General features: G+C 43.9%; 18 protein-coding genes. 10 read left to right on the top strand and 8 right to left on the bottom strand.

Translation table 11 applies throughout. The features are described 5' to 3' along the window. Positions 1-6: 6 nt before the first annotated feature. From B3O12_RS01620 to metK, 4 genes are all read left to right on the top strand, one after another. Complete coding sequence (locus tag B3O12_RS01620) at positions 7-723, top strand: pyridoxine 5'-phosphate synthase (protein ID WP_286755049.1); 717 nt, start codon at positions 7-9, stop codon at positions 721-723. Next, entirely contained in the window at positions 720-1,481 is a 762-nt protein-coding gene (locus tag B3O12_RS01615) for an alpha/beta fold hydrolase (RefSeq protein WP_189628656.1), read from the top strand. The genes B3O12_RS01620 and B3O12_RS01615 overlap by 4 nt, the downstream gene beginning before the upstream one ends. Before the next feature lies 1 nt (position 1,482). Continuing rightward, positions 1,483-2,193: an SAM-dependent methyltransferase gene (locus tag B3O12_RS01610; RefSeq protein WP_286755048.1), complete on the top strand. Its 711-nt coding sequence runs from the start codon at positions 1,483-1,485 to the stop codon at positions 2,191-2,193. A 66-nt stretch (positions 2,194-2,259) separates the two neighbouring features. Next, the gene (gene metK / locus B3O12_RS01605; RefSeq protein WP_286755047.1) at positions 2,260-3,513 is read left to right on the top strand and encodes a methionine adenosyltransferase; all 1,254 of its coding nucleotides are present in this window, start codon (positions 2,260-2,262) and stop codon (positions 3,511-3,513) included. A gap of 183 nt (positions 3,514-3,696) precedes the next feature. Here the strand turns inward: metK and hpf are convergent, their stop codons facing one another. The 4 genes from hpf to B3O12_RS01585 form a co-directional block, all read right to left on the bottom strand. Next, the gene (gene hpf / locus B3O12_RS01600; RefSeq protein WP_189628659.1) at positions 3,697-3,993 is read right to left on the bottom strand and encodes a ribosome hibernation-promoting factor, HPF/YfiA family; all 297 of its coding nucleotides are present in this window, start codon (positions 3,991-3,993) and stop codon (positions 3,697-3,699) included. Between the two features lie 25 nt (positions 3,994-4,018). Next, positions 4,019-4,900 (bottom strand): tyrosine-type recombinase/integrase, encoded by an 882-nt coding sequence (locus B3O12_RS01595; protein WP_286755046.1) that lies wholly within the window; start codon positions 4,898-4,900, stop codon positions 4,019-4,021. A gap of 62 nt (positions 4,901-4,962) precedes the next feature. Continuing rightward, complete coding sequence (gene rpsU / locus B3O12_RS01590) at positions 4,963-5,157, bottom strand: 30S ribosomal protein S21 (RefSeq protein WP_189628661.1); 195 nt, start codon at positions 5,155-5,157, stop codon at positions 4,963-4,965. Positions 5,158-5,232: 75 nt separating this feature from the next. Next, the gene (locus tag B3O12_RS01585; protein ID WP_286755045.1) at positions 5,233-6,372 is read right to left on the bottom strand and encodes an acyl-CoA dehydrogenase; all 1,140 of its coding nucleotides are present in this window, start codon (positions 6,370-6,372) and stop codon (positions 5,233-5,235) included. Positions 6,373-6,541: 169 nt separating this feature from the next. Here B3O12_RS01585 and rfbB point away from each other — a divergent pair, with 169 nt between their 5' ends. Beyond that, on the top strand, positions 6,542-7,591 hold the full coding sequence (gene rfbB, locus B3O12_RS01580; protein ID WP_189628663.1) for a dTDP-glucose 4,6-dehydratase: 1,050 nt from the start codon (positions 6,542-6,544) through the stop codon (positions 7,589-7,591). Further along, complete coding sequence (gene rfbA / locus B3O12_RS01575) at positions 7,588-8,451, top strand: glucose-1-phosphate thymidylyltransferase RfbA (protein WP_189628664.1); 864 nt, start codon at positions 7,588-7,590, stop codon at positions 8,449-8,451. Before rfbB ends, rfbA begins: the two co-directional genes overlap by 4 nt. Before the next feature lies 1 nt (position 8,452). On the opposite strand, the gene B3O12_RS01570 is transcribed toward rfbA, so the two are convergent. After that, entirely contained in the window at positions 8,453-9,457 is a 1,005-nt protein-coding gene (locus tag B3O12_RS01570; protein WP_286755044.1) for a M28 family peptidase, read from the bottom strand. A gap of 150 nt (positions 9,458-9,607) precedes the next feature. Here B3O12_RS01570 and rimP point away from each other — a divergent pair, with 150 nt between their 5' ends. From rimP to infB, 3 genes are read left to right on the top strand one after another with little or no spacing between them, the layout of a single operon-like run. Next, positions 9,608-10,078, top strand: coding sequence for a ribosome maturation factor RimP (gene rimP / locus B3O12_RS01565; protein WP_286755043.1), 471 nt, complete (start codon positions 9,608-9,610; stop codon positions 10,076-10,078). A 5-nt stretch (positions 10,079-10,083) separates the two neighbouring features. Next, positions 10,084-11,328: a transcription termination factor NusA gene (gene nusA / locus B3O12_RS01560; RefSeq protein WP_189628667.1), complete on the top strand. Its 1,245-nt coding sequence runs from the start codon at positions 10,084-10,086 to the stop codon at positions 11,326-11,328. Between the two features lie 39 nt (positions 11,329-11,367). Continuing rightward, entirely contained in the window at positions 11,368-14,163 is a 2,796-nt protein-coding gene (gene infB / locus B3O12_RS01555) for a translation initiation factor IF-2 (protein ID WP_286755042.1), read from the top strand. A 93-nt stretch (positions 14,164-14,256) separates the two neighbouring features. On the opposite strand, the gene B3O12_RS01550 is transcribed toward infB, so the two are convergent. Then, positions 14,257-14,700, bottom strand: a complete 444-nt coding sequence (locus tag B3O12_RS01550; protein WP_189628669.1) for a DUF6438 domain-containing protein — start codon at positions 14,698-14,700, stop codon at positions 14,257-14,259. A gap of 150 nt (positions 14,701-14,850) precedes the next feature. On the opposite strand from B3O12_RS01550, the gene B3O12_RS01545 reads away from it, so the two are divergent. Further along, positions 14,851-18,204, top strand: coding sequence for a T9SS type A sorting domain-containing protein (locus tag B3O12_RS01545; RefSeq protein ID WP_286755041.1), 3,354 nt, complete (start codon positions 14,851-14,853; stop codon positions 18,202-18,204). A gap of 200 nt (positions 18,205-18,404) precedes the next feature. On the opposite strand, the gene B3O12_RS01540 is transcribed toward B3O12_RS01545, so the two are convergent. Beyond that, positions 18,405-19,589 (bottom strand): THUMP-like domain-containing protein, encoded by a 1,185-nt coding sequence (locus B3O12_RS01540; protein ID WP_286755040.1) that lies wholly within the window; start codon positions 19,587-19,589, stop codon positions 18,405-18,407. Then, the gene (locus tag B3O12_RS01535) at positions 19,586-20,578 is read right to left on the bottom strand and encodes an aspartate-semialdehyde dehydrogenase (protein ID WP_189628672.1); all 993 of its coding nucleotides are present in this window, start codon (positions 20,576-20,578) and stop codon (positions 19,586-19,588) included. Before B3O12_RS01535 ends, B3O12_RS01540 begins: the two co-directional genes overlap by 4 nt. Positions 20,579-20,646: the final 68 nt, after the last annotated feature.

Raw genomic sequence — 20,646 nt, 5'->3', positions numbered from 1 at the left:
ATTTGAATGACTAGACTAAGTGTGAACATCAATAAGGTAGCTACCATTCGCAACGCCAGAGGAGGAAACAACCCCAATGTGGTTCAAGTGGCCAAAGATGCAGAACGTTTTGGTGCTCAAGGAATTACAGTTCACCCAAGGCCAGACGAACGCCATATTACCACCCAAGATGTTTACGACTTAAAACAGGTAGTAACCACCGAATACAATATTGAAGGGTTTCCTGATGAACGCTACCTAAAACTCATAGAAGAAGTACGTCCCGAGCAAGCCACACTGGTACCGGATCCTCCTAATGTGCTTACTTCTAATGCTGGTTGGGACACTATTGGCCGAGCCGAGGAGCTCAAGCCTATCATCGACCACATAAAAGGTCTTGGTGTGCGAGTGTCAATCTTTGTAGAACCGGAGATAGATATCATAGAAGGAGCTGCCAAACTTGGAACAGACCGCATTGAGCTTTACACAGAAATGTACGCTACAGCATACCGAAAGAACCCTGAACAGGCTATTGCAAAATACGCAGCTGCGGCCAAAAGAGCCCATGAGTTGGGCATTGGTATTAATGCTGGCCATGATCTGGATTTGGAAAATCTTAACTATCTGGTCAAGACTATACCCCATATAGATGAAGTATCCATTGGCCATGCGCTCATCTGTGATGCCCTGTACTATGGCTTGGAAAATACTATTCAACTTTACTTAAGAGAACTAAATATATGAGCACTCTCAACCACAAGATTCTGGGCGAAGGAGAGCCTTTGGTTATTCTTCATGGTCTTTTCGGCTCATTAGACAACTGGATGACTCTCGGAAAAAAATGGGCGGAGTACCAAAAGGTCATTCTGGTTGACCAAAGAAATCATGGCAATTCTTTTCACCACAATGAGTTTAACTATGGTGTAATGGCTCAGGATTTAAAGCAGCTTTTAAATGAGTTAAACATTACCAAATGTACATTACTGGGCCACTCCATGGGCGGTAAAACAGCTATGGAGTTTGCTGTGGCATTTCCCGAAATGGTTGAGCGTCTAATTGTAGCCGATATTGGACCAAAATCATACCCTGTTCACCATACAACCATTATAAAAGCGTTTTACTCAGTTCCACTCAAGAATCTGAGTTCCCGAAATGAGGCCGATGAGCTGCTTAAGGAGCAAATTCCGGACTTCGGCACTCGCCAATTTTTGCTCAAAAACCTGGCGAGGAGCAAGGAAGGCTTTAGCTGGAAAATGAATCTGGATATTATTGCTAAAAACATTGAAGAGGTAGGAAAGGGCCTTAATCAGAATGCTCGCTTCGAAAAACCCACATTGTTTATAAGAGGCTCTAAATCCGATTACGTTTTAAATGATGACCTTAATTTAATTCATTCCATTTTTACCAACTCAAAAGTAGAAACCATAGAAGGTGCAGGTCATTGGTTACATGCTGAAAAGCCTACAGAATTTTTTGAAATTGTAAATGCCTTTTTAGACTAACATGGCCACAGGAGTAGTATACTTAATTCCCAATATCATCTCGCAAAACACTCAAACAGAGGTGATCCCCGCGCAGGTACAAGATGCCATAAAAGCTACTGACATTTTTCTGGTAGAAGACCTAAGAACCGCCAGAAGATACGTGAGCAGCCTACAACTTGGCCTAACCATAGAGAATCTCGACTTCAGGATTTTAGATAAGAAAACCACCTTTGAACAGTGTTTCGAAATTGCCCAACTTGCCCTTGAGGGCAAAAATTTAGGCGTTATTTCGGAAAGCGGTTGTCCAGGAGTGGCAGACCCTGGTGCCAGACTGGTTCACATGGCACAGCAATTAGGAGTGGCTTGCAAACCATTGGTAGGGCCATCGTCAATTTTGATGGCGCTCATGGCCTCTGGTTTCAACGGCCAGTCTTTTGCCTTTCATGGCTACCTGCCCATAGATAGGAAAGCTCGCCAGCAAAAAATAAGGGAGTTGGAGAAGGAGTCTAGAGAAAAGGATCAGACACAAATATTTATGGATACTCCATATCGCAACGAGCCTCTTCTAATGGATATTCTTAAAGTAGCCCGGCCCGATTCGTTTCTTTGTATAGCTCGAGATATTACGGGCGAAAAGGAGCTTATTAAAACAAAACCCGTTGCCAAATGGAATGTGCGCGAAATAGAGCTCAAAAAAATTCCTACTATCTTTCTCCTATATGCCAACTAGAGAATTGTAAAAAGCTTTCACAGTTCTATACATACTCTTATTTTTGCAGCCTTAAAACATTCTAATATGCCATACCTATTTACCTCAGAATCAGTATCGGAAGGTCACCCAGACAAAGTAGCAGACCAAATCTCCGATGCGCTGATAGACAATTTTCTGGCTTTCGATCCGGACTCAAAGGTAGCTTGCGAAACATTGGTTACCACCGGTCAGGTAGTTTTGGCCGGAGAGGTAAAGTCCAACACCTATCTGGATGTGCAGAGAATTGCCAGAGATGTGATCGAAAAAATAGGTTACACTAAGGCAGAGTATCAATTCGACAGCAAATCTTGCGGTGTACTATCGGCTATTCATGAACAATCCGAAGACATTAACCGTGGGGTAGATAGAGCTTCAAAAGAACTGCAAGGCGCTGGCGACCAAGGCATGATGTTTGGCTACGCAACCAACGAAACGGAAAACTACATGCCTCTTGCTCTGGATTTGTCTCACAAGATACTGCAAGTGCTGGCAGACCTTAGAAGACAAAACAAAGAAATTACTTACCTGAGACCCGATGCTAAATCGCAGGTTACTATAGAGTACAACGATGACAACACCCCTACTCGCATCGATGCTATTGTGGTGTCTACACAGCACGATGATTTTGACGAGGAGGAAGCTATGCTGGCCAAAATTAAATCGGACATCATCAACATTCTGATCCCACGAGTTAAAGCTCAATTGCCGGAAAGAATTCAGAAGCTGTTCAACGATGATATCAAATACCACATCAACCCTACAGGAAAGTTTGTTATTGGAGGGCCACATGGAGATACAGGTCTAACCGGGCGTAAAATTATTGTAGACACTTATGGCGGTAAGGGGGCTCATGGTGGCGGTGCATTTTCTGGTAAGGACCCCTCTAAAGTAGACCGGTCTGCGGCTTATGCAACGCGACATATTGCCAAAAACCTTGTGGCAGCCGGAGTAGCCGATGAAGTACTTGTTCAGGTGTCCTATGCCATTGGCGTAGTTGAGCCAATGGGCATTTATGTGAACACTTATGGTACTTCTAAAGTCCAAATGAACGATGGCGATATAGCCAGAAAGGTTTCCGAAATTTTCGATATGCGTCCTTACGCCATCGAAACCAGGCTCAATTTAAGAACACCCATGTATTCAGAAACGGCCGCCTATGGCCATATGGGAAGAAAAAACGAAGTAGTGAAGAAAGTATTCATCAATTCTAATAATCAGCCTCAGGAGTTTGAAGTAGAACTATTTACTTGGGAAAAATTAGATTATGTAGATAAGGTGAAAAAGGCATTCGGCCTGTAAAATAAAGAGGCTGTTTCAAAAGCTCTAAAACTCCTCTTTGTGAATTCAATCAGAATCTATGAGTTCTATAATGAGCCCTGTGAAGACCCTGCAACCTGCCTTTACATAAGTCAGGCAAGTTCAGGGTAACGCTCATTTAACTTTTGAGACAGCTTCTTTCATTTTCTGTTATAGTTGGGCGACCTAGTGGGCTAGCATTTTTTCTTTATGCCGCTTTATCTGTCTTCTAAGTGCCTCCGTACAATGATCTGTGGCCGCCTCAAAAGAACCATTGGTTTTTTGGGCAAATAACTGTTCGCCCGGCACATTGAGCTTAATCTCTACAGTTTTGTTTTGTACACCCTCATTATTCAATCGAAGAATTACCTCGGCATCAATAGTCCTCTCATAAAAGGTATCCAGCTTGTCTAGTTTCTTTTGGATAAAATTGATCAACTTGATGTCTGCATCGAAGTGGAGTGATTGAACTTGTACTTTCATGATGATATAATTTTAAGGGTTAAACTTATGCCTTTGGGTGGGCCTGATCGAAAACCGACTTCAGCTTGTCCAAAGAATTATGTGTATAAACTTGAGTTGCTGCCAAACTACTGTGCCCCAACAAATCTTTCACCGCATTCAAATCGGCACCTTTGTTCAACAAATGTGTGGCAAAGGTATGGCGCAACGCATGAGGGCTCTTCTTATCCAATGACTGTACCTGACTAAGATACTTCTTCACTATTCGATAGACCATCATCGGATATGCCTGCCCTCCATTCTTGTTAACGATCAAAAACGAATCGCTATCGTGAGAAAAGGCATGATTTTTCTCAGTTATATAATTTTTTAACAAACTGTTCAATGAACGGGATATAGGAATTATACGCTCCTTATTTCTTTTACCCAAAACCTTTATGGTAGACTGGCCGGGGTTAAAGTCTGAAACCCTTAGACCTAAAAGTTCTGAGAGCCGAATGCCAGTTCCGTAGAGAAGCTCTAGCAACAGTTGCTCCATTTGGCCCTCCAGTGAATCGTCAAAAACTAACCTATTCAGAAAATCGGAAAACTCCTCCTCATTCGCAAAGCCGGGTAGTTCTTTTTTTACTTTTAACGATTTTATCTTGACAGTCGGATCTTGTGAAATAGTATCTCTCTTGAGCAGATACTTATAAAACGATTTAAGTGAAGCAATCTTTCTGTTTACACTTCGGGGAGAAGTACCGCCATCCATCAAAGACAAAACCCAGGCCCTAATCATTAATTGATTGGCTTCGGTTATGTTTTGAACTTTAAACTTACTTTGGCAGAAAAACTCGAATTGCTTTAAGTCGTTTTGGTAAGACTTAACAGTGTGTTGGCTGTAGCGCTTTTCGTAGGATATGTATCTAAGGAAGGAATCTACCATGCCAGTACTGCGTCATTACACACAGTACTAACATAGCAATTTATAACTACTAAAGAAATGGATTAGTAGTTTTCTTTGGCGTACATTTTTTGCTTGTAAGCCGCTTTGATTTTCTCGTTTCTGCGGGTGACAGAAGGCTTCTCGAAATTCGTTCTAGATCTCAATTCTCTTAGAACTCCGGTTCGCTCAAATTTCTTTTTGAAACGCTTGAGCGCCTTATCGATTGATTCGTTTTCTTTTACGTTGATAATGATCATAATCTAAACACCTCCTCTCAAATGGAGCGCAAAGTTAAAGAAAGGATTTGCAGATTCCAAGGAAGGCAGAATGATTTACCGAAGTATCTGCCTAGAAATCACCAGTTTTTGAATTTCAGAGGTGCCTTCACCAATTGTACACAATTTGCTGTCTCTATAATACTTCTCTACCGGATAGTCCTTTGTATAGCCATATCCACCAAAAATCTGAACAGCCTCATTGGCAAAAGATACCGCACACTCAGAAGCATAGTACTTGGCCATGGCCGACTCTTTGGTTACCGGCTTGCCATTATTCTTTAAGTGAGCCGCCTGGTAGGTTAGTAGCTTGGCACATTCTAGTTTAGTAGCCATGTCGGCCAATTTGAACGATATGCCCTGAAAATTAAAGATTGGCTGATTAAACTGATGCCTTTCTTGTGAATAGGCCAAAGCAGCTTCAAAGGCTCCCTCAGCTATCCCCAAACTCAGGGCAGCAATGGAAATACGACCTCCGTCCAAAACCTTCATAGCCTGAACAAAGCCCTCTCCTTCTTTACCCAACATGCTTGTTTCAGGTATCCGGCAGTCTTCAAAAATCATCTCAGCCGTTTCAGAGGTTCGCATACCCAGCTTATCCTCCTTCTTACCCGCTTTAAAGCCAGGGGTTCCTCTTTCTACCACAAAGGCAGTCATTCCATGCGAATCGCCAACTTCTCCGGTTCTCACGATGACTACAGCCACATCTCCCGACTTGCCATGTGTAATCCAGTTTTTTGTACCGTTAATTACCCACTCGTTGCCATCTTTTCTGGCCGTAGTTTTCATGTTGCCGGCATCTGAACCTGTGTTTGGCTCGGTCAACCCCCAGGCACCAATCCATTCAGCTGTAGCCAGCTTTGGTAGCCAACGTTGCTTTTGCTCTTCATTGCCAAACTGTAAAATGTGTCCGGTACACAAAGAGTTATGCGCAGCCACAGAAAGACCAATTCCCGGGTCGAGCTTAGCCACCTCAGAAACCACTGTAATGTATTCATCATAGGTAAAACCAGAACCACCATAGGCCTGGGGTACCAACACTCCCATTAAGCCCAACTCTCCAAACTTCTTGAAAATATGAACCGGAAACTCTTGCTTATCGTCCCACTCATTGCGAAAAGGGGCTATTTCTCTCTCTCCAAAGTCTTTGATCATATCAGCAATCAGTCGCTGATTCTCGTTCAATTCAAAATCCATTTCCCTTATAGTTTGTCGAAAATTACCAAATTTGAGTTACCAAACAAACGATCGTTAGGTAGAATAGTTTAACGATAATTTGGAGAGCTTTAACTTTGAAAATCAGACATTCAACTAAATTGCACCTGTAATTAAAACATACTCAATTAGCTTCGTGAAAAATCCTATCATGAAAAAAATATTGATCACGGGAGGGGCTGGGTTTATTGGCAGCCATGTAGTTCGGCTCTTCGTGAACAACTATCAAGACTATTATATCTTCAATCTGGATGCACTCACCTATGCGGGTAATCTGGAAAACCTCAAGGATGTACAAGGGGCGTCTAATTATACCTTCTTAAAAGGTGATATTACAGACGCTGAATTTCTGGACGACTTGTTTGCTACCCATCGTTTCGATGGGGTCATACATCTGGCGGCAGAATCGCATGTAGACCGGTCTATTGCCGACCCCCTGGCTTTCGTTAAAACCAACATTATAGGTACGGTCAACTTGTTGAACGCTGCCAAAAAACACTGGGCAGACAACTTGGAGGGCAAAAGGTTTTATCACATTTCTACTGATGAGGTCTATGGATCGCTGGGTGAAACAGGGTTCTTCTTAGAAAGTACTCCTTACGATCCTCAATCGCCCTACTCTGCCTCAAAAGCAGGGTCTGATCATTTTGTAAGGGCTTATGCAAATACCTACAAATTGCCCGTGGTTATTTCCAATTGTTCCAATAACTATGGCCCTAATCAGTTTCCGGAAAAATTGCTACCGCTTTGCATACACAATATCAAAAATAACAAGCCTCTACCCATTTATGGCAAAGGGGATAACATACGAGACTGGCTGTATGTGGTAGACCATGCCAGAGCCATCGATGTGATCTTTCACAGGGGTAGGCTGGGCGAAACTTATAACATTGGTGGGTTTAATGAGTGGAAGAACCTGGACATTGTAGAACTTCTCTGTGACGTAATGGACCGCAAGTTGGGCCGTACCTTGGGGCAGTCCAGAAAGCTTATCACTTTTGTGAAAGACCGGGCCGGCCACGACAAGCGTTATGCCATAGATGCTTCCAAAATTAAAGATGAACTGGGGTGGCAGCCCTCGCTGCAGTTTGAAGAGGGTTTGGAGAAAACCGTAGATTGGTACCTGGCCAATGAAGAATGGTTGGATCATGTAACTTCGGGTGCGTACCAAAACTATTACCAAAAACAATATCAGATATGAAGGGAATCATTTTGGCCGGAGGCTCCGGCACCAGACTATATCCGCTTACATATACTGTAAGTAAGCAGCTAATGCCGGTTTATGATAAACCCATGATCTATTACCCTTTGTCTATACTCATGCTGGCGGGTATCAGAGAAATACTGATTATTTCAACCCCTCACGACTTGCCTAACTTCATTAAATTGTTAGGCGATGGTAGCCGCATTGGTTGCTCGTTTAGCTATGCGGAACAGCCCAAACCGGAAGGTTTGGCACAGGCTTTTACCATTGGAGAGGAATTCATTGGCAACGACAAAGTAGCCCTTATTCTGGGAGATAATATTTTCTATGGATCGGGTTTGCCAAAATTGCTGAAGGAAAATGCCGATCCGGAGGGAGGCATTGTTTATGCTTACCGAGTAAACGATCCGGAACGTTACGGAGTGGTGGAGTTTGATAAAGACATGAACGCCATTTCCATAGAAGAGAAACCACAAAACCCAAAGTCCAACTGGGCAGTGCCGGGCTTGTACTTCTACGACAATCAGGTGGTTGACATTGCCAAAAACCTAAAACCCAGTGCCAGAGGTGAGCTGGAAATTACCGATGTAAACAAAACCTACCTGAATATGGGGCAGCTCAAGGTGAGCACTATGGACCGTGGAACGGCCTGGCTGGATACCGGAACGATTGATTCGCTAATGCAGGCCGGGCAGTTTGTTCAAATCCTGGAAAAAAGGCAGGGTATCAAAATCTCATGTATCGAAGAAATTGCCTACCGAATGGGTTATATCTCTTCAGAAAAACTAGCAGAAATTGCCCGGCCTCTTGAAAAGTCGGGATATGGCGAGTACCTACTCGGTTTACTAAAGCAGTAAACTACTCGTTGTAGAGTACAGTGAGTACCACATGTGCCACAGCACCCAATACGTCTTTTGAAATTACCGAAAGATTGTCTTCCTGTGTGTGGTGATATGGCCCAAAGTCATTGACATTTTTCCGATAATCAATAATGTCAATCATCGGTATGCGCGCATGTTCATTCACAAACTTATGATCGTCAATAATCAGTCCCATGCCCATCTCTTTAACAAACAGGTTGGAGTAACCCAGTTCATGGGCAATATCCCATGTTCGGGATAGCACTCGGCCGGCATTCTGCTGCGAAACACCATCGTAGTAAAACGTAGATCCCTGAGCCCCTACCATATCCAGAAGAATACCGTAATATGCCGTATAGTTTGGATTATGCTTGTTTTTGCTCCAATACTGAGACCCCAAACAATACCAAGACTCTTTACCATAGTCTCTGGGATTGGCCACATCGCTCATGTTTTCGTGTTGCCCCCAATCTTCCCCATCAAATAAAATCATATCAACTCCAACAGCAGGAGGGTTGTCGCCACTCATTATTCGAGCTATTTCCAGTAACACAGCCACACCACTTCCGCCATCATTGGCACCATCTATCTTTATCATATCATTGTTTGGGTCCTTATCGCCAAACGGCCTGGTATCCCAGTGAGCTGCCAACAAGATTCTCTTTTTTGCACTAGGGTTAAACGAGGCGATAATATTCTTAAGCTGAACCTCCGTTCCGTCATAAACCCTGTCTTTGAATGCCTGCACAGTCACTTTACCTCCATATCCTTCAAACTTATTTACAAACCAATTGGCTGCTTGCTCATGAGCCTCAGTATTTGGCACTCTGGGGCCAAACTCCACCTGCTGCTCCACAAAAGCATACAGTGAATCCTTGTTGGGTCTGGGAGCCTCTTTTAAGTTCAGGCTTGCTTTTGCTACAGAAGTTTTGCTTCCCGTAGAGTCGCAAGAAAAAGTAATAGCGGCCAAAAATGCCAACAGCAGTAAACAGGCTTTTTTCATAACATCTTATTCTTGAGGTAAAAATAAAGGCATTTCTGGTTCTGAACGAATGAAAGAGCTATTTGATATGAAATAAAAAACCTCTATTTTTGCAACACTTAATGGTTACTTTCCAGAGGGGACAGCAAGTCCCCTCTTTCATTATTGACTATGAAAGAACTAACAGACCAAATAAAAACGCTTGCAGAAGGCCATTTGAAAGACGACAGCTACTTCATTGTAGATGTGATTTCCAAAGGTGTTTCGGGCAAAACAAAGATTTTGGTGCTGTTAGACGGAGACCAGGGAGTAACCATAGATGATTGTGCCGAATTGAGCAGAAATTTGGCTGAAGATATTGAACTGGAAGATCTTATAGATGTGGCCTATGTACTGGAAGTTTCTTCACCGGGTCTTGACCACCCGCTTGCATCGCTAAGACAGTTCAAGAAAAATGTAGGTCGCAAACTGAGGGTCAGACTGAAGTCAGGAAGCCAGATAGAAGGCAACCTTCAGGTAGTAAACGAAGCCGCCATAGTGTTGGCTGCAGAAAGTAAAGAGAAAAAAAAGAAAGTGGTAGAAGAGAAAGAGATTTCCTTCGCGGATATTGAAAAAGCCAATGTGTTAGTGTCATTTAAGTAAAGAAAATGGACAGTGGAATTTTAATTGAGTCTTTTGCAGATTTTGCAAAGCAGAAAAATGTCGATAGACCTACCATGATCAGAATTCTGGAAGATGTTTTCAGAACAATGATCCGCAAGAAATTCGAAGTAGACGATAATTTCGACATCATCATTAACGCAGACAAAGGAGACCTTGAAATATGGAGGTTTAGAGAAATCGTTGATGACGACTCTGAAGATATTTGGGACTATGATAAGATTAGTCTCACCGAGGCCAGAAAAATTGAGCCTGACTTTGAAATTGGCGAAGAAGTAGCTGAAGAAATCAAGCTGGAAGACTTTGGCCGAAGAGCTGTAATGACCGCTCGTCAGACACTAATTCAACGAATCAAAGACCTGGAGAAGGACATTCTGTACCAGAAATACAAAGACTTGGTTGGCGAAATTATTTCGGCCGAAGTTTATCAAATTCTGGGCAGAGAAGTATTGCTGGTAGATGGTGAAGGTAATGAGCTTTCACTGCCTAAGAACGAGCAAATTTCTAAAGACAGATTCCGTAAAGGAGACAACGTAAGAGCCATTGTAGATCGTGTTGAAATGATCAATGGCAACCCGAAAATTATCCTTTCCAGAACATCTGGTGAGTTCCTCGAAAGACTGTTCGAAAGCGAAGTTCCGGAAGTATACGATGGCCTCATTACCATCAAGAAGGTGGTTCGTGAGCCCGGTGAAAGAGCAAAGGTAGCTGTTGAATCTTACGATGACAGAATAGACCCTGTAGGAGCTTGCGTGGGTATGAAAGGCTCCAGAATTCACTCCATTGTAAGAGAGTTGCAAAACGAGAATATTGATGTGATCAACTTTACCGACAACATGGAGCTCTACATTGCCAGAGCTTTGAGTCCGGCAAAGATATCGAGCATGAAAATACTGGGCGATGAGGGACGCGTATCTGTGTATCTCAAACCAGATCAGGTGTCTTTGGCCATCGGAAAAGGAGGCCAAAACATTAAACTCGCTTCTAAGCTGGTTGGCTTAGAAATAGATGTATTCAGAGAATTGAGCGACTACGAAGAAGAAGATGTTGATCTGGACGAATTTGCCGATGAGATTGACAGCTGGATTATCGATGAGCTCAAAAGAATTGGCCTTGATACTGCCAAAAGTGTTTTAGCCCTTGCTCAAGACGATATTGTAAGAAGAACTGAGCTGGAAGAAGAAACCGTAAAGTATCTATTCGAAATCCTTAATAAGGAGTTCGAGCAATAGTAGAATTTTATAAAACCTTAAAAAGAGGGATATTTGAGTATGTCAGAAGATAAAATGATGAGGCTAAGCCAGGTGGCAAGAAAACTAAACGTGGGTAGAAACACCATCGTAGATTTTCTTTCTGCTAAGGGCTTCGCGGTAGATAGCAGCCCTAACGCCAAGATATCTGGAGAGCAATATGATATGCTGGCCAAGGAGTTTGCTGCATCGGCCCATGAGAAAGAAGAGGCCTCTCATCTAACCATTGGGACGAAACATGTAGAAGACATGGTAATCGACTCCAGTGGTATTACGACAGAACCATTTAAAGAAAAGGAGCCTGCCAAAAAAGAAGAGCCTAAGAAGGCAGAGCCCAAAGCTGAGGAACCTAAAAAACCAGAGGCCAAGCCAGAAGCTGAAAAGCCTGCTGAAGAGGAAAAGCCGAAGGAAAAGGAAGAGCCGAAGGCCGAACCGGTAGCCGAAAAACCGAAGGTTACTGAACAACCCAAGGCAAAGGAGGAAGAGCAAGAGGAAGAAGAGCGAAAACCCGGACTACGGGTGCTAGGCAAAATCGACCTTGATGCCGGTAAGAAAAAGCCCGAACAAAAGGCTCCTGAGAAGAAAGAAGCACCTAAACCTGAGCCAAAGAAAGAGGAGGCTCCCAAGGTAGAAAAAGCTCCTGAAGCCCCTAAGAAGGAAAACGAGCTCATTGAAGCCAAAGCCGATTCACTAAGAGGACTGAAGGTACTGGGTAAAATAGAACTGCCGGTAGACAAGCCCAAGAAGTCGAAAGATGACGACAAACAAAATCAGGGCGAACACCGCGGCAAACGACCAAGAAAGCGAATTCAACAAACTAAAGTTGAGCGTGCTTCTAAAGGCGCCAATGACAACCGAAGAGGAGGCAATCAAAGAGGAGGCAAACGCCAGGCTCCGAAAGAAGAGCTTACCGATAAAGAAATTCAGGAACAAATTAAGGAAACACTTGCCCGTTTGAGCGGAGGTGGAAAAGGTGGAGGAAAAAGCCGCTCCAAGTACCGAAAGGAAAAGAGAAGTGCTGCTGCCGAAGCTGCCGAAGAGCAAATGCTCAAACAGCAAGAAGAAAGCAAAATTCTTAAGGTTACTGAGTTTATCTCAGCCAGCGATCTGGCCAGTTTAATGAACGTATCGGTAAACGATGTGATTTCCACCTGTATGTCTTTGGGAATGTTCGTTTCCATAAACCAGAGACTGGATGCCGAGGCCATAACCATTATTGCCGATGAGTTTGGCTACGATGTTCAGTTTACTTCGGCCGATGATGAAGTAGAAGTACTGGAAGAAGAAGACAGCCCGGAAGATCTGCAAGAAAGAGCACCAATTGTTACCATAATGGGTCACGTTGACCACGGTAAAACTTCATTGCTCGATTACATTAGAGACGCCAACGTAACTGCCGGTGAGGCGGGTGGAATTACCCAGCACATTGGTGCATATGATGTAGAAACCAAAGATGGTAAACGAATAGCATTTTTGGATACACCAGGTCACGAAGCCTTTACGGCCATGCGTGCTCGTGGAGCTAAAATCACTGACGTTGCCATTATTGTAGTGGCTGCAGACGACAACGTTATGCCTCAAACCAAAGAGGCCATAAATCACGCTCAGGTAGCGGAGGTACCTATTGTTATAGCCATTAACAAAGTAGATAAGCCCAACGCAAACCCTGACAAAATCAGAGAAGAACTAGCCAACCTGAATATTCTGGTTGAAGACTGGGGAGGAAAGTACCAATGCCAGGAAGTTTCGGCCAAAACGGGTCAGGGAATTGATGAGCTTCTCGAAAAAGTATTGCTCGAAGCAGAACTTCAGGAGCTAAAAGCCAACCCAAACAAGAATGCCGTAGGAACTGTGATAGAAGCCTCTCTCGATAAAGGTAGAGGATACCTCGCCACCCTTATGGTACAATCAGGCACAATGAAAATTGGCGATGTTGTGTTGGCAGGGTCGCACTATGGCAAAGTAAAGGCCATGTTCGATCACCGTGGCAACCGACTCAAAGAAGTTGGCCCTTCTACCCCGGTTCAAATGCTTGGTTTAGATGGTGCCCCTCAGGCCGGAGACAAGTTCAACGTAATGGACAGCGAGCGAGAAGCTCGCGAAATTGCCAACAAACGTGAGCAGATACTCAGAGAGCAAAGTGTAAGAACCAAAAAGCACATTACACTCGATGAGATTGGAAGACGTTTGGCCGTTGGAAACTTCAAAGAACTCAATGTAATTGTGAAGGGTGATGTGGACGGTTCTGTAGAAGCACTGAGTGATTCCTTGCTTAAGCTCTCTACTGATGAGGTTCAGGTAAACATCATTCACAAGGCCGTTGGTCAAATCTCAGAGTCCGATGTACTACTGGCCACCGCTTCTGATGCCATTATTCTGGGCTTCCAGGTGAGGCCATCGGGAGGAGCAAGAAAACTCGCTGAAACCGAAGAAATCGAAATCAGACTTTACTCCATCATCTACGATGCCATCAACGAGATCAAAGATGCTATGGAAGGCCTGCTGGAACCAACTGAAAAAGAAGTAATCACGGGTAATATCGAAGTCCGCGAAACCTTCAAAATATCTAAAGTGGGTACTGTGGCAGGATGTTATGTAACCGATGGTTATGTGAAACGAAATAATCAAATCCGACTAATCCGCGATGGTATTGTAGTATATACCGGAGACATCGGCCAACTGAAGCGTTTCAAAGACGATGTAGGTGAAGTAAAAGCCGGTTACGAATGCGGGTTGAGCATTAAAAACTTCAACGATATCAAAGTAGGAGATATAATTGAAGGTTTTGAAATTCAGGAAGTAAAAAGAACGCTCTAATTATAAATTAGGAGTTTCTACAACTGTCTCAAAAGCAAATTGGAACTTTGAACAATCGTCAAAGACCGGTGCTTTTGAGGCAGTTTTTTTTTACTACTTCACCGCAGACCAGCTCAGAGAATCAATGAGATTGTGTATGGAGGCCTCAATAGCTTTAAGCCGTTCCGGTGCGCCATCATAATCGACCACCGTTTTCTTCTTGCCCCCATTGTAAAAGCTTACAGTAGTGGTTGGCAAATCCTTTCGACTGGATGTGTATTGGCTCTCCAATTCCATAAAGCGGTTTTCTACAAACAAACTTAGCAGCTCATCCAACCGTGCCTCAGGCAGCCGAGCCTCAAAGCTTCCTTCAAGAGGAAGAAACTTCCGGGCATTTAGTATCACCTTTCCTGAACTGAAAATTGAAATATCATAATCAGGGCAAGCACCCATGCAAGCTGTTTTCTTCATGAAAACAACAGGCAGTTCGCTTCCGCTATTTTCGGCCGATTTGCACCCAAATAAAATGAGCATTAAAAAAACAAAGTGCTTTTTCATAGAGAACCAGTTATAGTATTAACTTAATACAATGTATGTAGTTTATCAGTTTAAACGTCAAATTTTGAATCAGTTTCATACAGAGTGTACCGAATGATGCAATAGGCGTTTTTCTTAATAGCACTCAAGAAAGTTAATTGAACATTTGCCATGAGAAAAATATTTGTTCTGCTACTAAGTTTAGGGATACCTCAACTCAGCCTTGCCCAGCAAGCCGAAAGGCTAGATGTACAGATACCCGTTATTTGTTACGCTTCAGATGAGAGCCCCGGAACACGCATTTTTCATAACCCGGCTCACTATGCTCGCTTGCGCAATGCCCTGAACCATGGCAACAGCACCCGTCAGAGGGCCGATATTCGGGTAGAATACAACGGATTCAGTGAAGAAGCCAAAGCGGCTTTTCAGGCTGCCGTAGACATTTGGGCAGGGCTAATCTCCTCCCCGGTCCCTATTCGAATTAATGCCACCTGGCAGAGCCTCGATGAAGGTGTACTGGGATCGGCCATCTGGAATACCGCCTTTCGCAATTTCGATGGTGCCAAGCAACTAAACACTTGGTACCCGGTGGCACTGGCCGAAAAAATGGCCCGCCAAGAGCTCAACAGCCCCAACGAGCCCGACATTGTTGCCAATTTTAACAGTCGCGCACCCTGGTATCTCGGCACCGATGGAAACCCCGCCCCCAATCAGTTCGATCTGGTCACTGTAGTACTGCATGAGATTGGTCATGGTCTTGGTTTTGTAGATAGCTTCAATTACTCCGAAGACTCCGACCTGGGCTCGTACGGAATTCAGGAGTTCCCTTTTATTTTCGACTTGAGTGTGGAAAACAGTGCCCGGGAGTCGCTCATAGAAATGGGCAACAACACGGTGGCCTTAGGCAATGCACTCTCCAGCAATGCCGTGTATTTTAACTCGCCCACTTCTGAAGCCAGTACAGGTACAAGACCAAGGCTATATGCACCAAACCCCTATGATGCCGGATCGAGCATAGCACACCTTAATGAAAACACCTATGCCTCGGGAAATGCCAATTCACTAATGACTCCTCAAATTGGATTCAACGAGGTGATGCACGACCCGGGCCCCGTAACACTGGATATGTTTGGAGACATGGGCTGGGAACTCACTTATATAGACAGCATTGATAGGCCAAATACAGAAGACATTACCTCAGATACCTACACCATTACAGCCAAAGTTTTCAGCGATATCGGATTCAACCCCAATGAGGTTCGCCTGTTTTACTCAACGGATGGCTTTGTAGCCAACAGTAGTGAGGTTCAAATGACGAGTACTAACAACGCCAATGAATTTAGTGCGCAAATACAGTCGGCTAAAACAGAAGGCCAGGTGTACACTTACTATATCACCGCGGTTGACGATAAAGGCCGACAGTTTTCGAGACCCAGTGTGCTGGTTCCTGAACGATACCTCAGGTTTCAGTCGGGAAATGATAGTGAAGCCCCCATAGTGTCGCACACTCCTCCCAATTTTATCCGAACCACCGATCAGGGGGTTACTCTGGAAACTACGGTAACCGACTTTTTACCGGTAGACGTAACCCTGGAGTACGCAGTAAATGGTGGGACTTTGCAAAGCGCAATATTCAGGCTGGCTAACCAAAATCAGAATTTATATCGTCTTTTCTTAGACCTCTCTTCACTTAACCTTGCCGATGGAGATTATATTGAATACCGAATAAAAGCTACTGACCAGGCCGCTGCGCGCAATGAAACTGTTTTTCCGGCAACAGGTTTTACCAAAGTAAATGTAGTAGCCACTGCAGAGCCCCGGCACTTCTATTTCAACAACTTTAACAACATCTCGGAAGCGGCCGAAGACTTTTTTACCAGCGCCAACTTCTCTATTCGTGAAGAAGCCACATTTGAAAACGGAGCCATTCATTCAGATCACCCCTATGCCGATGGTACCGGAAGCAACAACGAAAGCAATTACACCTTTGAGCTAAAAATACCCATTATTGTCAACGAACAGAATGCTAAAATGAGCTTTGATGAAGTAGTACTGGTGGAACCCGGGGAAGCCAATTCGGAGTTTGGCGACAACGGATTTTACGACTATGTAATAGTGGAAGCTTCTAAAAATGGAGGAGAAACCTGGCTACCCCTGCTTGATGGCTATGATAGCCGGGTGCGCTCCAACTGGTTTTCCCGTTACCAAAGTAGTTTAGTAGACAACAATTCAACCGCTGTTGGCGAGTCTTCCATATACGCCAAACGAGAAATTGACTTATTAGCCAGTGGCGATTTTGAGGGTGGAGACGAGCTTCTCATTCGTTTCAGGCTGTTTGCCGATGAAGCCGCTCACGGCTGGGGTTGGGCCATAGACAATCTGAACATTCAAATGGATGTGGTACCACCAACTCTGAGGCATCAGCACTTCAACTACGCATCAGAAAGTAACAGTCTTAGTTTCGATGCCCTGGTAACTGACAATGTGGAGGTAGATAGTGTTGCCTTGTATAGCGAAGTGAACGGACAGCCACAACCAATCATTCAGATGACTCATCTGGGGAGCAATCTCTACCGGGCATTGGTAGATATTACCGCCTTAAACGAAGGTGATGTAATTGAATATAGAATTGCAGCTTTTGATAGCCGCTCTCCTATAAAAAATGCTTCATTCCTGCCCGGGCCGAACGAGTTCTTCTCAATACCCCTTATTAACTTTGGTAACCCCGTTACAACTTATTCCAATAATTTTAACGAGGCCTCTGAAGATTTTGTAGGCAATTTCTTTGGTATAGAAACGCCCAGTGGGTTCAGCAACGGAGCCATTCATAGCCGGCATCCCTACCCTTCCAATTTCGGATTGTCCGGCAGTACTACTTTTACATATACGCTCAAAAAACCAATTACAGTGAGCGCAACTATGCCATATATAGCCTATGACGAAATTGCCTTGGTAGACCCTGTGGCCGATTACGCGGCTTTGGAAGTTTCTAAAGATGGAGGACAAACATGGCTGGAACTCAGGCGATCTACAGCCAATACAGAGTCTTCGGTTTGGGGCAATGCATTTGCGGCCGGCACTCCTCCTGAGCCATCAATGTTTAGAACCAGGTTAGTAAAACTTACAGACAATGCCCAGATAAATGCGGGTGACGAAATACTACTAAGGTTTAGGTTGGAAAGGCGCGGCACCAGAGAAGGCTGGGGTTGGGCCATTGACAATTTACAAGTTCAAAACGACCAGATTACAGCCATTGACAATACTGCATTTAATTTGGGCACCGAAATATTTCCTAACCCGGTAACCGGAGACCTGCTTTACATAAAGAGCATGGAAAGTAGTGGTTCGATTGATATTAGCCTTAAAACCATGAATGGTCTTGAAAAGCTGAGTGCCAAAGGTGTTGAGCTAGATGATTCACGGCAAACGGCCATAGACATTTCAGGCTTGCCTTCGGGTCTTTACATTCTAAGGGTGGTACAGGGCAGAAGCTCCAAAGTATTTAAAGTGTTGAAACTGGAATAATCTGCTTTGGAAAGAATAACTTGAGCCCCGATTGTTTACCTGATTAGGGCTCAATGTTCGTTTTCTACTTTTTGGGTTGGCTCACAGCTATTGTATTCATTATGGGTATGATTAAACCGTGGTGGGTTCTTTGGTGGCTTGCCACTAAAAACCGCTACAAAGTTCTAGCCTACTACGGAACCCTATTGCTTGCCTTATGGCTACTTTACTTTTTCACACAATAACACTCTTTTGCCTTCTACATCTGTTAGAGCAAAAATGTAATGTTTACCTCCGTCTTTAAGCCCCGTTTTTTTCCTGATGTCTTTGACAGAAAGAGGATAATTGCGAACAGAGATATTGGCTTTATACTCAGGCAAGCACTTCTTCAGTTGCTTCTTGTTCAGCGATATCTCTTCCTTTACCCTGAACACACGACCGGGAAAATTTTTCACCTCACTGTGGTGAGTATAGAGATGGGTATTGGCATGAAGTTTAAAAAGGCCAAACTGCTGTGCACATGACTTAAAAGCTCCGGCCTTTAGAATGCTGGCATTTGGCTCATACAAAAACGGCCCAATGCTGCCCAAAACAACATCAGACTGTTCTTCATCTTCATAGGTAAACTCAAGGACTTCATTCTCATGCAAACCTGCCCCAAGGTTTATGGCCTTAATGTTTACCCGATTTCCCCCATTTTTATGCATTAGAAACAGTAGTTCCTTTACCTCGTTGTGAACAGCTACTACATGCACTTCTTTTACACAACCTAAATCGTTGACAGCCTTTTTAATGTCCAACATGGGAGAAACCTTTAAAAGCAATTGCTCACAACGGTTCATCAATTGCGGAAGCATTTCGACTACATTAGGACTGTAGTGCTCTAAAAAAACTACTTTTTGATCGTTTCCATCTCTTCGGGCGGGATCGAGATAAATGAGGTCCTGACTTTCTAGTTCATCAATGGCTTTTTCGGCCTGCTGCTGAAGGGTCACAATATGACTTCCTAAAACCCTGAAGTTATGCCTGACCAGCTCATGTAAATAGGCATTGCTTTCTACATGCACGGCATATTCAAAGTGCTGAGATATAAAGTAAGTATCTACACCAAACCCACCGGTCAGATCGGCCATACGCGTTCCCCTAACCAGCGAGGCCTTGTAACGGGCCGTTCTCTCTGAGGAACACTGCTCCATAGAAATGGCCGGAGGAAACAAAATACCCTCTTGAGCATACCAAGAGGGTATTTTATATTTAGCTTTTTGTCGTGAGGCTATTTGCTCCACCAAATCGCGCATGGCGATGTTGGGGAATGGGCTTTTTTTGAGCGATAACGATACCGGGTCTTCCGACAAATGCTCTTGAATAAAAGCCTGTACCTCCGCTAAAGCCAGCTGCTCTATCAAGCTATCTTGAGTTGTTTCTGAAGGTATTCTACAATCTGTACGGCATTGGTTGCCGCTCCCTTTCTAAGATTATCGGCCACAATCCAAAGGTTGAGCGTATTAGGTTGACTCTCATCTCTTCTAAGTCGGCCAACGAACACCTCATCTTTTTTATGAGCCGTAAGCGGCATGGGGTATACGTTGTGCTTAGGATCATCTTGCAAAACCACCCCTTCGGCACTATTCAATAAAGCTTTAACCTCTTCCATGTCAAAGTCTTCCTTAAACTCAACGTTCACCGACTCAGAGTGTCCTCCAACAGTGGGTATTCTCACCGTAGTAGATGTTATACCAATGGAGTAGTCATTAAAAATCTTGCGGGTTTCGTTCACCATCTTCATCTCCTCTTTGGTGTATCCATTGTCCAGAAATACATCAATATGAGGCAATGCATTCATGTCGATCTTATGAGCATAGCACATGGGCCCATCAATACCCTGCCGTTCGTTCATCATCTGATCTACAGCCGCTTTACCGGAGCCTGTAACCGACTGGTAAGTAGAAACAACAATACGCTTAAGGCCATAGCGCTTTCTCAGGGGTTCCAGTGCCACCACCATTTGAATGGTAGAACAATTGGGGTTGGCAATAATTTTATCTTCTGCTGTAAGCGTTGAGGCATTAATTTCCGGTACAATCAGCTTATGATCGGGGCTCATTCTCCAGGCCGAGGAGTTATCTACCACGGTTGTTCCGACAGCAGCAAACTTAGGAGCCCACTCCAAGGAGGTACTGCCTCCTGCAGAAAATATGGCAAAATCCGGAGCCTGAGCCACCGCATCTTCCATAGTGATTACAGTGTATTCCTTACCCTTAAAGGTTTTCTTTGTTCCGGCCGAACGGGCAGAAGCCACCAATAGCAGCTCATCAAATTGAACATTTCTTTCTTCTAGAACCTCCAGGATTTCCCCTCCCACAAGTCCGGTCGCACCTACAACTGCAATCTTCATAAAATCAATTCATTAACTATTTAGACTTAAAGTCGAAAAACGCGTCAAATTTACTACTTTAGTGTACC

This window comes from Roseivirga sp. UBA838 (genome assembly GCF_002296035.1).
Lineage (GTDB): Bacteria > Bacteroidota > Bacteroidia > Cytophagales > Cyclobacteriaceae > Roseivirga > Roseivirga thermotolerans.
Note: the sequence above shows the minus strand (reverse complement) of the source record. Positions and strands in the feature narration are given on the sequence as shown.

Bases quoted from the DNA above. Each gene is read 5' to 3' on its own strand.
- rfbB (WP_189628663.1), top strand. From the start codon at position 6,542: ATGAAAAAAATATTGATCACGGGAGGGGCTGGGTTTATTGGCAGCCAT.
- B3O12_RS01595 (WP_286755046.1), bottom strand. From the start codon at position 4,900: ATGGTAGATTCCTTCCTTAGATACATATCCTACGAAAAGCGCTACAGC.
- B3O12_RS01550 (WP_189628669.1), bottom strand. From the start codon at position 14,700: ATGAAAAAGCACTTTGTTTTTTTAATGCTCATTTTATTTGGGTGCAAA.
- B3O12_RS01570 (WP_286755044.1), bottom strand. From the start codon at position 9,457: ATGAAAAAAGCCTGTTTACTGCTGTTGGCATTTTTGGCCGCTATTACT.
- hpf (WP_189628659.1), bottom strand. From the start codon at position 3,993: ATGAAAGTACAAGTTCAATCACTCCACTTCGATGCAGACATCAAGTTG.
- infB (WP_286755042.1), top strand. From the start codon at position 11,368: ATGTCAGAAGATAAAATGATGAGGCTAAGCCAGGTGGCAAGAAAACTA.
- B3O12_RS01610 (WP_286755048.1), top strand. From the start codon at position 1,483: ATGGCCACAGGAGTAGTATACTTAATTCCCAATATCATCTCGCAAAAC.
- rpsU (WP_189628661.1), bottom strand. From the start codon at position 5,157: ATGATCATTATCAACGTAAAAGAAAACGAATCAATCGATAAGGCGCTC.
- B3O12_RS01545 (WP_286755041.1), top strand. From the start codon at position 14,851: ATGAGAAAAATATTTGTTCTGCTACTAAGTTTAGGGATACCTCAACTC.
- rimP (WP_286755043.1), top strand. From the start codon at position 9,608: ATGAAAGAACTAACAGACCAAATAAAAACGCTTGCAGAAGGCCATTTG.
- B3O12_RS01620 (WP_286755049.1), top strand. From the start codon at position 7: ATGACTAGACTAAGTGTGAACATCAATAAGGTAGCTACCATTCGCAAC.
- B3O12_RS01535 (WP_189628672.1), bottom strand. From the start codon at position 20,578: ATGAAGATTGCAGTTGTAGGTGCGACCGGACTTGTGGGAGGGGAAATC.
- B3O12_RS01585 (WP_286755045.1), bottom strand. From the start codon at position 6,372: ATGGATTTTGAATTGAACGAGAATCAGCGACTGATTGCTGATATGATC.
- B3O12_RS01615 (WP_189628656.1), top strand. From the start codon at position 720: ATGAGCACTCTCAACCACAAGATTCTGGGCGAAGGAGAGCCTTTGGTT.
- nusA (WP_189628667.1), top strand. From the start codon at position 10,084: ATGGACAGTGGAATTTTAATTGAGTCTTTTGCAGATTTTGCAAAGCAG.
- metK (WP_286755047.1), top strand. From the start codon at position 2,260: ATGCCATACCTATTTACCTCAGAATCAGTATCGGAAGGTCACCCAGAC.
- rfbA (WP_189628664.1), top strand. From the start codon at position 7,588: ATGAAGGGAATCATTTTGGCCGGAGGCTCCGGCACCAGACTATATCCG.